This is a genomic window from Streptosporangium canum, assembly GCF_900113865.1.
Lineage (GTDB): Bacteria > Actinomycetota > Actinomycetes > Streptosporangiales > Streptosporangiaceae > Streptosporangium > Streptosporangium canum.
Genome location: NZ_FOQY01000001.1, coordinates 462173 through 475922, shown reverse-complemented (window position 1 = coordinate 475922; position 13750 = coordinate 462173). Strand labels below are relative to the sequence as shown.

The following is a 13750-nucleotide window of genomic DNA, read 5'->3' as shown; positions in this document are numbered from 1 at the left end:
CAGAAACTCAGCTGCCGCGTCAGACGAACGGGGCCAGAGGGCTGAGTGCGCGGGTGGATCAGTCGGAACTGATCGACACCGGCTCTTAGGAGTTAATCCACATGCGATCACCGTACGGCGGCCGCATCGGGCGGTGCAACCCATTTATCCGGCTCCGCCCCCGGAGCCCGCCCCCCCGGAGCCCGCCCCCCCGGAGCCCGCCCCCGGAGAGGCGGGCGTCCGTACCTCATCAGCGGATCGACCGGTGCACATTCCCGGTGGCGGAGGGGCCGTGAGCGGTGGCGGCGATCCACGGGCCGTCGATGGAGGCGTCGAGGATGCCCTCCTCCAGGAACGTGTAGCGGCCCCGCAGCACGTGGCGCGCCAGCCGTACGTCGCGGGCGTCGCTGTTGTCCCACAGCCGGTCGAACAGCGCGTCCGCGCGGAGCCGGGCCTGGTGGCAGAAGGTGTCGGCGATCTCGGCGGGCTTGCGGCCCAGCTCGGCCTCATCCTCGCGGGCACGGACGCAGGTCGCGGTGATCGCGAAGAGCTCGGCGCCGATGTCCACGATCCGGCCGAGGAAGCCCTGCTTGTGCTCAAGCCTGCCCTGCCAGCGGGACATGCCGTAGAAGGTGGCGCGGGCGAGCTTGCGGCTGGTCCTCTCCACGTAGCGCAGGTGCCGGGCGAGCGCGCCGAACTCCGGGTAGGAGCCGGGCCGGTTGCCGGTCCCCGCGACCAGCGTCGGCAGCCAGCGCGCGTAGAACCCGCCCGCCTTCACCGCGGCGCGGGCCTTGGCCCTGCCGCCCAGCGACGGATCGATGAGCTCGCCGGCGACGGTCAGGTGCGCGTCGACCGCCTCGCGGGCGATCAGCAGCTGCATGATCTCGGTGGACCCCTCGAAGATCCGGTTGATCCGCATGTCCCGCAGCACCTGCTCGGCGGGGACCCCGCGCTCGCCACGGGCGGCCAGCGACTCGGCCGTCTCGTAGCCCCGCCCGCCGCGGATCTGGACCAGCTCGTCGGCCACCTGCCAGGCCATCTCCGACGCGTACAGTTTGGCGAGCGCCGCCTCGATCCGGATGTCGTTGCTCTTCTCGTCGGCCAGGCGGCAGGAAAGGTCCATCACCGCTTCGAGGGCGTAGGCCGTACCGGCGATGAAGGCGATCTTGCGTGCCACCGCCTCGTGCTCTCCGATCCTGCGCCCCCACTGCACCCGCGCGTCGCCCCACTCCCTGGCGATCTTCACCGCCCACTTGGCGTTCCCGGCGCAGACGGCCGGCAGCGAGAGCCGCCCGGTGTTGAGCGTGGTCAGCGCGATCTTCAGGCCCTGTCCCTCGCGGCCGATCAGGTTGGCGGCGGGGACACGGACCCGGTGGAACCTGGTCACGCCGTTCTCGATGCCGCGCAGGCCCATGAACGCGTTGCGCCGCTCGACGGTGATCCCGGGGGTGTCCGCCTCGACGACGAACGCGGAGATCTTCTTGCCGGTGCGGGCCATGACCACCAGCAGGCCCGCGACGACCCCGTTGGTCGTCCACAGCTTCACGCCGTCCAGCACGTAGTCGTCGCCGTCGCGCACCGCCGTGGTGGCCAGCCGCGCGGGGTCGGAGCCGACATCGGGCTCCGTCAGCAGGAACGCCGACACCTCGCCCTTCGCGCAGCGGGGCAGGAACCGCCGCTTCTGCTCCTCGGTGCCGAACTGCTTCAACGGCTGCGGCACCCCGATCGACTGGTGCGCCGACAGCAGCGTGCTCAGCGCCGGGCAGTACGATCCGACGAGCATCAGAGCCCGGCCGTAGTCGAGGTGGCTCAGCCCCAGCCCGCCGTACTCCTCCTCGATGGTGATCCCGAACGCGCCCAGCTCCGCGAGCCCCTTGACCACCTCGTCCGGCACCTGGGCGGTCCGCTCGATCAGCGCCGGATCCACCCGCCTGTCCAGAAACCGCCGCAGGGCGCGCAGGAACTCCTCGCCCTTCTTGGCGTCGGCCTCGGGCGGGGCCGGAGCCGGATGCACCAGGTCGAGGCGGAAGTTTCCCAGGAAGAGCTGCCTGCCGAAGCTGGGACGCGCCCACTCCTTCTCCCTGGCCTGCTCGGCCACCTCGCGTGCCTTGGCGTAATCGGTCATCGTGACCTCCTCGGGCGCGGATGACTTCGACGTTACGCCCGAGTCACCGGCCCGGGAAGGAACCGGCGCGGAGGGAGCCCGGTGTGTCGGATCCGCCCCCACCTGGAAGGATGCCGCCGCCGGGTGGCCTGCCGTACGGCCGGGGAAGCTCGCACGGCGGCACTGTCGGAACCCTTGAAGGGTCTCCGTTCACGGCTACTTCGGGACGCGGGCCACGCAGAAGACGGTCTGCCCGAAGGGCGGGCGGACGAAGCGCTCGATGAAGCGCGTCATGGGGACCACGGTGCGGTCGTAGATCTTGACCAGGCGGGGGTCGGGGTAGCCGACGCCGCCGCGGCGGACGGCGGCCCACCAGGCGATGCCGCCGAGGAAGTTGATCGGCTTGAGCACGTCGATGTCCAGGCCCGCCTTGGAGACCGTGCTGCGCAGGGTGGCGGGGGTGTAGCGGGTGACGTGGCCGACCTTGCGGTCGAAGTCGCCGTAGAGCTGCATGTAGCCCGGGACCCAGATGATGATCCGCCCGCCGGGGAGGGTGACCTTGGCGAGGGAGCGCAGGGCCTCGACGTCCTCCTCGATGTGCTCCAGGACGTTCATCATCACGACGGTGTCGACCTTCTCACCGATCGGGATGTCGGTCGGCAGGCCGAACTGCAGCACGTCGATCTCGTCGCGCCCGGCGAAACGCTTGCGGAGCTGGTCCACGCAGTAGGGGTCGAAGTCGCTGACCACCAGCCGGTCCAGGCGGGGCAGGAACGCCTCGGCGAAATGGCCCAGGCCGGAACCGATCTCCAGCATGGAGCGGCCCACGTGCGGGGCGACCATGTCGAGCTCGTACTGCCGGTAGTTCTTGGCCTCGTCCCCACCCAGGTGGTTCTCCAGGGCCTCGTCGCCGGCCGCGGGTTGCACTACGCGGTCATACCCAGACATGCGGTTCCGTCCAGATCGCTAACAGAAAGCCGTGGCGCGGGGGCCACGGCTACGGACAGGCTGAGTCTAGTGGCGGTTCCCCGGGAGCGGCCCCCCAAACAACTCGCCGCGGCCTAGCATGGGCACCCCCATGGAAACTACCTTTGTCGGCCGCCGCGCAGAGATCGCCCAAGTGGTCCGCCTGATCCGGGAATCCCGCCTGGTCACGCTCACCGGGTTGGGCGGCGTCGGCAAGACGCGGCTGGCGGGCCGGGCGGCTGAGGAGGTCGCGGAGGAGTTCCCCGACGGCCTCTGGCTGGTCGAGCTGGCCTGCCTGACGGATCCGTACCTCCTGGCCGAGACCGTGGCCGACAGCATGGGCCTGGCCGACCAGTCCGCCCGGCAGCAGGAGGAGGTGCTGGCCGACTGGCTGAGCCCGCGCAGGTCGCTGCTCATGCTGGACACCTGCGAGCACCTGGTCGAAGCGGTCGCCTCGCTGGTGGACACCCTGTTGCGCCGCGCGCCCGGCCTCCGGGTGCTGGCCACCGGCCGCCAGCCGCTCGGCGTGTCGGGCGAGCATATCTACCCCGTCCCGCCGCTCCCGGTCGAGGACGCGGTGGCCCTGCTGCGCGACCGCGCGGGCCTGGCCGGCGCCGGGACAGCCGGTGGCGACGTGGAGGGCGGCGGCGGGGACGAGGGCGGCGGCGCGGCGGGGGGCGACGGTGCGGCGGGCCTGGCCGAGCTCTGCGAGGGGCTCGACTGCATCCCGCTGGCGATCGAGCTGGCGGCCGTGCAACTGCGCACCATGTCGCCCGCGCTGCTCACCCCGCAGCTCCACGACCGCTACCGCCTGCTGACCGGGGGCGACGGCCCGATGCGGCACGAGTCGCTGCGCGCGGCGATGGGCTGGAGCCACGAGCTGTGCACCCCGGCCGAGCGGCTGCTGTGGGCCCGGCTGTCGGTGTTCGCCGCGGGGTTCGACCTGGAGGCGGCCGAGCGGGTCTGCGCGGGCGGGCCGCTCCCGTCCGGGCTGGTCCTCGAAACGCTGACCGGCCTGGTCGACAAGTCCCTTGTGCAGCGGGAGGACCATCCCGCCGGGGTACGGCTGCGCATGCTCGACACCGTCAGGGAGTTCGGCGCCGAGTGGCTTCTGCTGCTGGGCGAGACCGGCGCGGTCCAGGGCCGCCACCGCGACCACTATCTCCGGCTGGCCAGGCGGTGCGCCGCCGAATGGCCCGGCCGTCAGGTGGAGTGGTACGGACGGACACGCGCCGAGCAGCGCAACTTCCGCAAGGCGTTCGAGCTGTGCCTGACCGACCCGGAGTGGTCCCGGACGGGGCTGGACCTGGCCGGGACCCTGTGGTTCCTCTGGGTCTGCTGCGGCATGTTGCGCGAGGGCCGCCACTACCTGGAGACGGCGCTGGGGATGGACACCAGGCCCGGCCCGGAGCGCGTCAGGGCGCTGTGGGTCTGCGCGTGGGTGGCCGCGCTCCAGGGTGACCTCGATGCCGCGGCGGAACGGCTCGACCGGTGCCGCGCCGAGGATCCCGGGGGGAGCGCCGCCGGTTACGCCACCCAGATCGAGGGCCTGATCTCCCTGATGCGGGGGGACTACCCCCGGGCGGTCGAGCTGCTGGACGAGGCCATGGCCTGGCACATGGCCGAGGGCGACGTGCTGTCCGGGCTGCTGCCCTGCTACACGCTGGCGGCGCTCAGCCTGCTGGCCGCGGGCCGGCCGGAGGAGACCATGGAGACCCTGTCGGAGGGGCAGGCGCTCTGCGAGGCCCACGGGGAGGAGTGGAGCCGCGCCCAGATGGAATACGTCTTCGCCTGGGCCGAGCATGTCAAGGGCGACACCTCCGGAGCGCTCCGGCACGCCAGGGCGGCGCTCACCGCCGCGCGGCTCTTCGACGACCTGCTCCTGAGCGTCGTCTGCATGGAGATGATCGCCTGGGCGGTGGCGGTGGAGGGCGCCGCGGGCAGGGGGGCACGGCTGCTGGGCGCGGCCCAGGCCGTCTGGGACTCCTCGGGGCTGTCGCAGTTCGGTTCGCCGATCTTCATTCCGATCCGGAAGCGGGCGGTGAACCAGGCCGTGAGAGCCCTCGGCGGTGGAGAATTCGACACCCTGTATGCCGCGGGAAACCGCCTTGACCTGGGCATCGCTGTGAAATATGCGCTGGAGGAGAAGATCTCGTAACCGGGGGCGCCGCACCTCGCCGATTCCGTGGCCGGTTCCGTGGTTGGCTTGCCACCTCACGCGGAGGGGCTGGAGATCGGTGGCGGAGACGCGGACGCGCCGGGACAACGTCCCGGCGGAGACGAGCAGTCTCGTCGGGCGGCGAGCGGAACTCGACGAGATCGCCGGGCTGATCGCCCGCTCACCGCTGGTGACCCTCACCGGGGTCGCCGGCGTGGGCAAGACGAGGCTGGCCGTCAGGACGGCCGACCGGCTCCGTGACTCCTTCGCCGACGGGGTGTGGGTCGTCGAGCTGTCGGCCGAGCAGAACGGCGACCTGATCGGTCACGCCATCGCCGAGGCGCTCGGCCTGCGCGAGCAGTCGGCGCGCCCCCAGTCCGAGGTGCTGGCCGACTTCGTCGCCGACAAGCGGCTGCTGCTGGTCCTGGACACCTGCGACCATCTGGTCGACGCCTGCGCGGCGCTGCTGCGCCGGGTGCTGTCGGAGGCCCCGCACGCGCGGGTGCTCGCCACCAGCCGCCAGCCGCTCGGCCTGCCCGGGGAGCGGGTGCTGCCGATCGGACCGCTGGCGGTGCCCGAGCCCGGGACCACCGGCGCCGCCGGGACCGACGCGGTCCGGCTGTTCACCGAGCGGGCCTCCGCGCTGGTGCCCGACCTCATCCTCGACCCGGCGGCGGTCGCCCAGGTCTGCCGCCTGCTGGACGGCATCCCACTGGCCGTCGAGCTCGCCGTCCGGCGGCTGCGGGCGCTGTCGGTCCAGCAGATCGCCGAACGGCTGGACGACCGCTTCGCGCTGCTCGTCGGCGGGAGCCGTACCCCGTTGCGACGCCACCAGACCATGCGCACCGCGGTCGGCTGGAGCCATGAGCTCTGCACCGCCGAGGAGCGCCTGCTCTGGGCGCGGCTGTCGGTCTTCGCCGGATGGTTCGACGCCGACGACGCGCGGGCGGTCTGCGCCGATGAGCGGCTGAGCTGGCTCCCGCTGCTCAGGCTCGTGGACAAGTCGATCCTGATCGCCGAGGGGTCGCGCTACCGGATGCTCGACACGATCCGCGACTACGGCAGGGAGTGGCTGCGCCGGCTGGGCGAGGAGAAGGCCCTGATCCGCCGCCATCGTGACCACTACCTGGCGCAGGCCCGCAGGGCGGAGGCCGAGTGGTACGGCCCGCACCAGCTCCGGTGGGCCGACTGGGCCCACCGCGAGCTGCCGAACCTGAAGGCGGCCCTCGACCACGACGACGGGTTCGAGCTGGTGACGGCCCTGTGGTTCGTCTGGTGCTGCCTGGGCCAGGTACGGCAGGGCCGCTACTACCTGGACCGGCTGCTCCGGCGGCACAAGCGGCCGAGTCCGGCACGGACCAAGGCGCTGTGGACGTACGCCTGGGCCGCACTCAGCGCGGGCGACACCGCCGCGGCCCGCGACCGGGCGGCCGAGGCCTACGAGGCGGCGATGGCCGCGGGCGACTTCGCCGCCGCCGGGTGCGCCCGGCAGAGCGCCGCGGCCGCCGCCCTGGTCTGCGGCGACCTCGACGGGGCCGAACGTCTCGCGGCCGAGGCGGCGGAGCTGTTCGGGCGGGCGGTCTCCGTCCACATCGGGCTTCCCCTGGCCGAGGTGACGCTGGCCATGGCGTTCGGCGTCCGGGGCGAGTTCGACCGGGCCGTGGAGGTGCTGACGCGGCAGTGGGCGCGGTGCGCCGAACGCGGCGAGCTGTGGGCGCGTTCCCACGGCGACCACGCGCGCTCGCTCGCCGAGCTGGGCCGCGGTGAGCCCGGCATCGCCGAGGTCTACGCGCGTGCGGCGCTCGACGGGAAGTGGCGCCTGGGTGACGCGATGGGCAGCGCCATGGCGATGGACCAGCTCGCCGCCACCGCCGTGGCGCGCGGCGACGGGCGGCGGGCCGCATGTCTGCTCGGCGCCGGCCGGCGGATGTGGACGGCCTTCGGGCTGCCCCGGTCCGGCGCGCCCGAGCCCGTGACTCCGCCCGCGCGCGGCGAGGGACGCCTCTCCCCGTACGAGGGTCCGGCCCCGTACGAGGGTCCGGCCCCGTACGAGGGTCCGATGGCCTCCCCCTACGAGGGGCCGGTGGCGTCCCGCGGGGGTCCTCTCCCCTCGCACGAGGTTTCCCCGCCGCCGCGCAGGGGCCCCGTGCTGCCCTCGCGGGAGGGCTCTCACCTGTCGCACGAGGTTTCCCCGTCGCCTCGGGAAGGCTCTCCGTCCTCTCGCGGGGGCCCCGTGCCGTCCCGCCAGGGCTTCCTGATCTCTCGTGAGCTCACGGAGAGCCGGGCCAGGGCTCTCGTCGGAGACGCCGTCTACGAGCGCCTGTTCGCCCGGGGGCTGGCCATGGATCCGGGCGCGGCCGTGGCGCGGATCCGGGATTAGCTGCCAAATGTGAGCGATTCGGAAATTTCGCTGCGCGTGGGAGGAAATTCGACCTCGCGACGGCGGTGAGTTTTGCACCGGGTGAGAAGGAAACCCCACCCGAGGAAGGGCGTCCAACCGGTTCGTGACCCTGGCGGAGTGCGATTCCCACCAGAGTGGAAGGAGCGCGAACCAATGGAACGCAACCCATGGTGGCGCGGGAACCTCCCCGCGGAGACGAGCGGTCTCATCGGCCCCGAGACCGAGATCCGGGAGCTGCTGAAGCTTCTGGCCGCCACCTCACCGGTCACGGCCACCGGCACCGGCACCCGCACCGGCACCGGCACCGGCACCGGCACCGGTGTCGGCGGCGGCGGCACGTCACGGATCGCCGTCAAGGCGGCGGAGGAATGCCGCGACTTCGTGGAGCCCGGCGTCGAGCCGGTGCGCGGGTGTTCCCACAGCTCCGGCGGCGCGACCGCCGGTGAGCCGCTCGCCCTGGTGACCGCGGCGATGGCGGCCACCTGGCGCGGCGCGTTCACCGAGGCCGTATCCGTGCTGGAAGAGGTGCAGCGGCTCTGTGACGCCCGAGGTGAGCGCTGGACCCGCGCCTGCGGTGACTACGTGCTCTCCATCGCCCAGCTCGGCCTCGGACGGGTGGCCGAGGCGACGGTGTCGGCCCGGCGGTCGCTCGACGTCAAGTGGCGCTTCCGAGACGCGACCGGCGTGGCCCTGGCCGCCGACCAGCTCGCGGTGATCGCCGCGGTCCAGGGGGACGGCTACCGCACGGCCCGCCTGCAGGGCGGGGGAGCGCGGCTGCGGGCCGTGTTCGGGCTGCGGGAGTTCGGCTCGGCGGGCATGTCGGAGCCCAGGACGGTCGCCGAGCGCACGGCCAGGCAGCTGCTCGGCGACGACGGCTACGACGCGGCCTTCGCCGAGGGCCACGACGACGACCCCGACTCGACGATGGCCTACGCCCTCGGCTGAGGGCTTCCCCTCGGGCGCTCCCGTGCGGCGGCGGCGCGGCCCCGGTGCGCCTCCGCTCAGCCCTCCGAGTCCGCCGGACCCTCCGACGCCAGCCAGCCGTCGACCTCCTTGAGCAGGTCCTCGCGCACCGAGTCCGGGGCCGCCGACGCCCGGATCGACTGCCGGGCCAGCTCGGCCAGCTCCGCGTCGCCGAAGCCGTACACCTGCCTGGCCAGCTCGTACTGCGGCAGCAGCCGGGCGCCGAACAGCAACGGGTCGTCGGCGCCCAGCGCGATCGGCACCCCGGCGTCGAACAGCCGACGCAACGGCACGTCCTCGGCCCGCTCGGCCACCCCGAGCCCGACGTTGGAGGTGGGGCAGATCTCACACGTGATCCGCCGCTCGGCGAGGAGCTCCATCAATCTCGGCGACTCGGCCGCGCGCACGCCGTGCCCCACCCGGTCGGCGCCCAGCACGTCCACGCACTCGGCCACGCTGTCGGCGCCCAGCAGCTCCCCGCCGTGCGGTACGGCCAGCAGCCCGGCCCGCTTGGCGAGCCGGAAGGCCCCGTCGAAGTCGCGGGCCCGGCCGCGGCGCTCGTCGTTGGAGAGCCCGAACCCGACCACGCCCTGGTCCATGTACTGCGTGGCGAGGCGGGCCAGCGTCTTGGCGTCCAGCGGATGCCGGGTCCGGTTGGCGGCCACCACGACCGCGATCCCTATCCCGGCGTAACCGGCCGCCTTGTGCGCGGCGTCGAGCATCAGCTCCAGGGTCGGGGTGAGCCCGCCGAAGCGATGGGCGTACCCGGACGGGTCCACCTGGATCTCCAGCCACCGCGACCCCTCCGCGGCCTCGTCCTCGGCGGCCTCGCGCACCAGCCGGTAGACGTCCGACTCCCGCTGCAGGACCGTCCGCGCGATGTCGTACAGCCGCTGGAACCGGAACCAGCCCCGCTCGTCGGTCGCCCGCAGCCGGGGCGGCCAGTCCTCCTTCAGCGCGTCCGGCAGGTGCAGGCCCTGCTCCTGGGCGAGCTCGATCAGGGTGGAGTGTCGCATCGAGCCGGTGAAGTGCAGATGCAGATGGGCCTTGGGCAGTTCGCTGAGGGGACGTGGCATTTCCATATGGTGCCGTACGGCCGGCACTCCCCGGCCCCGATTGTTCGCAACCCGACGGCACGCTCGTGCGTTGGGGCGGCCACGTACGGCCGGCGGCCCCCTGGTACGGCTCGCGGCCCGCTGCGGCTCACCGCCCCGGTACGGGCCGACGGCCCGGTACGGCTCGCGCGGCCCGGTGCGGGCCGTACCGGCATGTCGCCTCTGGCGCCGATGACGTCTCTACTACTTCATCGGCTTATGACGTCTTAATTCATTTGAAGAACGAATGTGTCCCCTACCACGGCACACATCTCTGACTCAAGACGTGACCCGAGGAAATGTGGCCAACGGGGTTTCAGCCGACCGTTCCGCCGTGCGACCGTAGGAGCACGTGTAGTCAGTACGGATCTGGGGCTGCAATGAGAGCGGACGTCTTCGTCGGCAGACAGACAGAGCTGGCCGAGGTTTCCGCCCTGCTGTCGAGAGCCCGGCATGTCACGCTGACCGGCACCGCCGGGGTGGGGAAGACCTGCCTCGCGCTGCGCCTGGCCCGGACTCTCGAAGACGAGTTCCCCGGAGGCGTCCACGTCGTCGACCTGTCCGACGCCCCCGCGGACCTCACCTCCCTGGCCGGGACGCTCGCCGACGTGATCGGCGTCGACCGGCGGCCGGGCGTGCCCGTGCTGGAGGCACTGGTCAACGGCCTCGTCCCGCGCCGGAGCCTGATCGTCCTCGACACCTGCGACCGCGTCGTCGGTACGGCGGGCATCCTGGCCGGCCTGCTGCTGCGGTCCGTCGAGGAGCTGCGGATCCTGGTCACCAGCAGGCAGCGGCTGGGGCTGCCCGGCGAGCACCTCTACCAGGTCGACGGCCTGCGCCCGGACGACGCCGTCGAGCTGCTCGCCGTTCTCGCCGACAGAAGGCTCGACGGTGTGGAGCCGGCGGAGATCTGCGGACGGCTCGACAACCTGCCCCTGGCGATCGAGCTCGCCGCCGCCGGCCCCGATCCGGCCACCACCGACGTGTTCGCCGCCGCCGCCGACACCCGCCGGCACAGCTCCATGCGAGCCGCCTACGGCTGGAGCCACGAGCTGTGCAGCCCGCAGGAACGCCTCCTGTGGGCCAGGGCGTCGATCTTCGCCGGCACGTTCGACCTCGAAGCCGCCAAGGACGTCTGCGCCGCCGACGGCCTCGGCGCCGACGAGGTCCTCGACACCCTGCTCGGCCTGCTCGACAAGTCCGTCCTCACCCGGGAGGAGGGGGAGTGCGGCGTCCGCTACCGCATGCCGGGCACCGTCCGCGAGTTCGGCGCCGGCTGGCTGGACCTCCTCGGCGAGACCGGCGAGATGCGGCGGCGGCATCGCGACCACTTCCTCGCCCTGTCGGCCCGCGCCGAGCTGGGCTGGCAGTGCCAGCAGCTGGAGTGGTACCGGAGACTGGTCCTGGAGTGCGCCAACGTGCGCCAGGCCATCGAATACTGCTACTCCAGGCCCGAAGAACACCGCAAGGGCCTCGACCTGGTCGGCAACCTGTGGTTCCTGTGGGCCTGCTGCGGCATGCACGCCCCCGGCGACAACTTTCTCCAGCAGGGTCTGGACCTCGACCCCACCCCCAGCCCCGAGCGGATCAAGGCACTGTGGGTGCACGCCTGGGTGTCGATCCAGCGCGGCGACCTCGTACGCGCGGAGCGCACCCTGGCCGAGTGCGTCGCCGAAGACTCCCAGGGATACGCCACGGCCTACGTCAGCCAGTTCCAGGCCCACCTGGCGGTCCTCCGGGGCGACGTGGGCGAGGCCCTGCGGCTGATCAGGAACGCCCGGGTACGGCACCGCTCGACCGGCAACGTCTTCCCCGGATTCCTGCCCACCTACACGGTCGTGGCCACCGCCATGATCCTGGCGGGCAACCACGGGCAGGCCGTGTCCGTCCTGCAGGAGGGCCGCGACCTGTGCGACTCCTGCGGCGACCAGTGGACCCTCATCCGCCTGGACCTCCTGCTGGCCCTGGCCGAGCACCTTCTCGGCAACACCGCCGAGGCCGTCGTGGCCACCCACGACTCCCTGCGCGGCGCCCGGCTGTTCGGCGACACCTTCTCCATGCTGGAGGCGCTGGAGGTGTCCGCTGTGATCGCCGAGGCCGGTGTGGACGACGCGCTCGCCGCCCTCCTGCTCGGCGCCGCCTACGCCGCCTGGACGCGCGCGGAGGTGCCGCCCAGCCGCTCGCCCATGCTCACGAGCCTGCTGCGCACCGCCAAACTGCGGCTGCGCGGGCGCATGGGCAGGGCGGAGTTCGAGCGGCTGATCGGTCTGGGAGCGTCGACCAGCCTGGAGACCGCCGTGGAGCACGCGCTCCGGGAGACCTTCTCCTGACCCCCTGCGGGAGCCGGCCTCTTCTTCCGGTCCCCGTACGGGAGCCGGACTCTTCCTCCGGTCCCCGTACGAAATTCGGGGGGCCTTCATCCGGCCCCGCACAGGAGAAGGCCCGGAGCGCCGGGCTCCGGGCCTTCTGCCGTCGACGTGCGTGCGGGGTCAGCGGGCGTCGCCCAGGAACTTGGCCACCCGGCTGACGCCCTCGACGAGGTCCTCGTCGCCCAGCGCGTAGGACAGGCGGAAGTAGCCGGGGGTGCCGAAGGCCTCGCCGGGGACGAGGGCGACCTCGGCCTCCTCAAGGATGATCTCGGCCAGCTCGGCGGACGTCTGCGGACGCCTGCCGCCGAAGTCCTTGCCCAGCAGCTCCTTGACCGAGGGGTAGGCGTAGAACGCGCCCTTCGGCTCGGGGCAGAGCACGCCCGGGATCTCGTTCAGCATGCGGACCATGGTCTGGCGCCGGCGGTCGAAGGCCTCGCGCATCTTCGCCACGGCGGCCAGGTCGCCGGTGACGGCGGCCAGGGCGGCGGCCTGGGAGACGTTGGAGACGTTGGAGGTGGCGTGCGACTGCAGGTTGGTCGCGGCCTTGACGACGTCCTTGGGGCCGATCAGCCAGCCCACCCGCCAGCCGGTCATCGCGTAGGTCTTGGCGACGCCGTTGAGGACGACGACCTTGTCGCCCAGCTCGGGGACGACGGTGGCGATGCTCGCGAAGGTCGCGTCGCCGTAGGTGAGGTGCTCGTAGATCTCGTCGGTGACGACCCACAGGTCGTGCCCGGCGGCCCAGCGGCCGATCGCCTCGACCTGCTCGGGGGTGTAGACCGCGCCGGTCGGGTTGGACGGGGAGACGAACAGCAGGACCTTCGTGCGCTCGGTGCGGGCGGCTTCGAGCTGCTCCACGCTCGCGAGGTAGCCGGTGGTCTCGTCGGTCACGACGTCGACCTGGACGCCGCCGGCCAGCTTGATGGCCTCGGGGTAGGTCGTCCAGTAGGGGGCGATGACCAGAACCTCGTCACCCGGGTCCAGCAGCGTGGCGAACGCCTCGTAGACGGCCTGCTTGCCGCCGTTGGTGACCAGGACCTGGGCGGCGTCCACCTGGTAGCCGGAGTCGCGGAGCGTCTTGTCGGCGATGGCCTGCTTCAGCTCCGGGAGGCCGCCGGCCGGGGTGTACTTGTGGAACCTGGGGTTCCGGCACGCCTCGACGGCCGCCTCGACGATGTAGTCGGGAGTCGCGAAGTCCGGCTCGCCGGCGCCGAAGCCGATGACCGGGCGGCCCGCCGCCTTCATCGCCTTGGCCTTGGCGTCCACGGCGAGCGTGGCGGACTCGGAGATCGCGGAGATGCGCGCTGAGATGCGAGGACGGGTCATGCCTCCATGGTTACAGACCTGTGCGGCTGTTTTCCCCGCTTATCCAGGATGTGGACGAGCCGTGGGGAAGCCGTGCAAGACGCGACGAAAGGGGTCCGAGCGGGTGCGGCTTCTGCCGGTTCGACGTAGGGACCATTCCCACGTAGACTCCGGCATGGTCTTTCCGCCGTATGCGTGAATCGGCGGTCAAGACCGTGAGCCACGGACAAACTTCGGTCCAACCGATGTATGGTGGTTCATGTCTTAGGGCACTAGCGCAATTGGTAGCGCACCGGTCTCCAAAACCGGCGGTTGGGGGTTCGAGTCCCTCGTGCCCTGCGAGGAGCGGTCCGCGCATCAGGGCGTCTAGCGCGCCGCAGACATGCGTTGGATACGACGGATCAGGTGAGG

General features: G+C 72.2%; 8 protein-coding genes and 1 tRNA gene. 5 read left to right on the top strand and 4 right to left on the bottom strand.

Annotation, left to right across the window (positions count from 1 at the left end; all coding sequences use genetic code 11):
• Nucleotides 1-229 precede the first annotated feature (229 nt).
• Both BM085_RS02115 and BM085_RS02110 read right to left on the bottom strand, forming a co-directional pair.
• A complete protein-coding gene (locus tag BM085_RS02115; RefSeq protein ID WP_093885307.1) occupies nt 230-2104 on the bottom strand; it encodes an acyl-CoA dehydrogenase family protein in 1875 nt (624 codons plus the stop codon).
• 195 nt (nt 2105-2299) lie between these two features.
• Nucleotides 2300-3010 carry a class I SAM-dependent methyltransferase gene (locus tag BM085_RS02110; protein WP_245789061.1) on the bottom strand — a complete coding sequence of 237 codons (711 nt, stop codon included), beginning with the start codon at nt 3008-3010 and terminating at the stop codon, nt 2300-2302.
• 151 nt (nt 3011-3161) lie between these two features.
• Here BM085_RS02110 and BM085_RS44130 point away from each other — a divergent pair, with 151 nt between their 5' ends.
• The 3 genes from BM085_RS44130 to BM085_RS02095 all read left to right on the top strand — a co-directional run bounded on the left by BM085_RS44130 (nt 3162) and on the right by BM085_RS02095 (nt 8553).
• Nucleotides 3162-5207, top strand: coding sequence for an ATP-binding protein (locus BM085_RS44130; RefSeq protein WP_177244917.1), 2046 nt, complete (start codon nt 3162-3164; stop codon nt 5205-5207).
• A 79-nt stretch (nt 5208-5286) separates the two neighbouring features.
• Nucleotides 5287-7587: an ATP-binding protein gene (locus BM085_RS02100; protein ID WP_093885304.1), complete on the top strand. Its 2301-nt coding sequence runs from the start codon at nt 5287-5289 to the stop codon at nt 7585-7587.
• Nucleotides 7588-7761: 174 nt separating this feature from the next.
• A complete protein-coding gene (locus BM085_RS02095; RefSeq protein WP_093885303.1) occupies nt 7762-8553 on the top strand; it encodes a hypothetical protein in 792 nt (263 codons plus the stop codon).
• Between the two features lie 56 nt (nt 8554-8609).
• Here the strand turns inward: BM085_RS02095 and BM085_RS02090 are convergent, their stop codons facing one another.
• Nucleotides 8610-9647, bottom strand: a complete 1038-nt coding sequence (locus BM085_RS02090) for an adenosine deaminase (RefSeq protein WP_093885302.1) — start codon at nt 9645-9647, stop codon at nt 8610-8612.
• A gap of 398 nt (nt 9648-10045) precedes the next feature.
• Between BM085_RS02090 and BM085_RS02085 the strand changes: the two genes are divergently transcribed.
• A complete protein-coding gene (locus BM085_RS02085; protein WP_093885301.1) occupies nt 10046-11995 on the top strand; it encodes an ATP-binding protein in 1950 nt (649 codons plus the stop codon).
• A 159-nt stretch (nt 11996-12154) separates the two neighbouring features.
• Here BM085_RS02085 and BM085_RS02080 read toward each other — a convergent pair whose 3' ends face one another.
• Nucleotides 12155-13360 (bottom strand): pyridoxal phosphate-dependent aminotransferase, encoded by a 1206-nt coding sequence (locus BM085_RS02080; RefSeq protein ID WP_086572885.1) that lies wholly within the window; start codon nt 13358-13360, stop codon nt 12155-12157.
• A gap of 245 nt (nt 13361-13605) precedes the next feature.
• On the opposite strand from BM085_RS02080, the gene BM085_RS02075 reads away from it, so the two are divergent.
• A tRNA-Trp gene (locus tag BM085_RS02075) sits at nt 13606-13678 on the top strand.
• Nucleotides 13679-13750: the final 72 nt, after the last annotated feature.

Excerpts from the sequence above, each read along its gene's own strand:
- BM085_RS02090 (WP_093885302.1), bottom strand. The coding sequence starts at position 9,647 with ATGCCACGTCCCCTCAGCGAACTGCCCAAGGCCCATCTGCATCTGCAC.
- BM085_RS02085 (WP_093885301.1), top strand. The coding sequence starts at position 10,046 with ATGAGAGCGGACGTCTTCGTCGGCAGACAGACAGAGCTGGCCGAGGTT.
- BM085_RS02080 (WP_086572885.1), bottom strand. The coding sequence starts at position 13,360 with ATGACCCGTCCTCGCATCTCAGCGCGCATCTCCGCGATCTCCGAGTCC.
- BM085_RS02095 (WP_093885303.1), top strand. The coding sequence starts at position 7,762 with ATGGAACGCAACCCATGGTGGCGCGGGAACCTCCCCGCGGAGACGAGC.
- BM085_RS02115 (WP_093885307.1), bottom strand. The coding sequence starts at position 2,104 with ATGACCGATTACGCCAAGGCACGCGAGGTGGCCGAGCAGGCCAGGGAG.
- BM085_RS44130 (WP_177244917.1), top strand. The coding sequence starts at position 3,162 with ATGGAAACTACCTTTGTCGGCCGCCGCGCAGAGATCGCCCAAGTGGTC.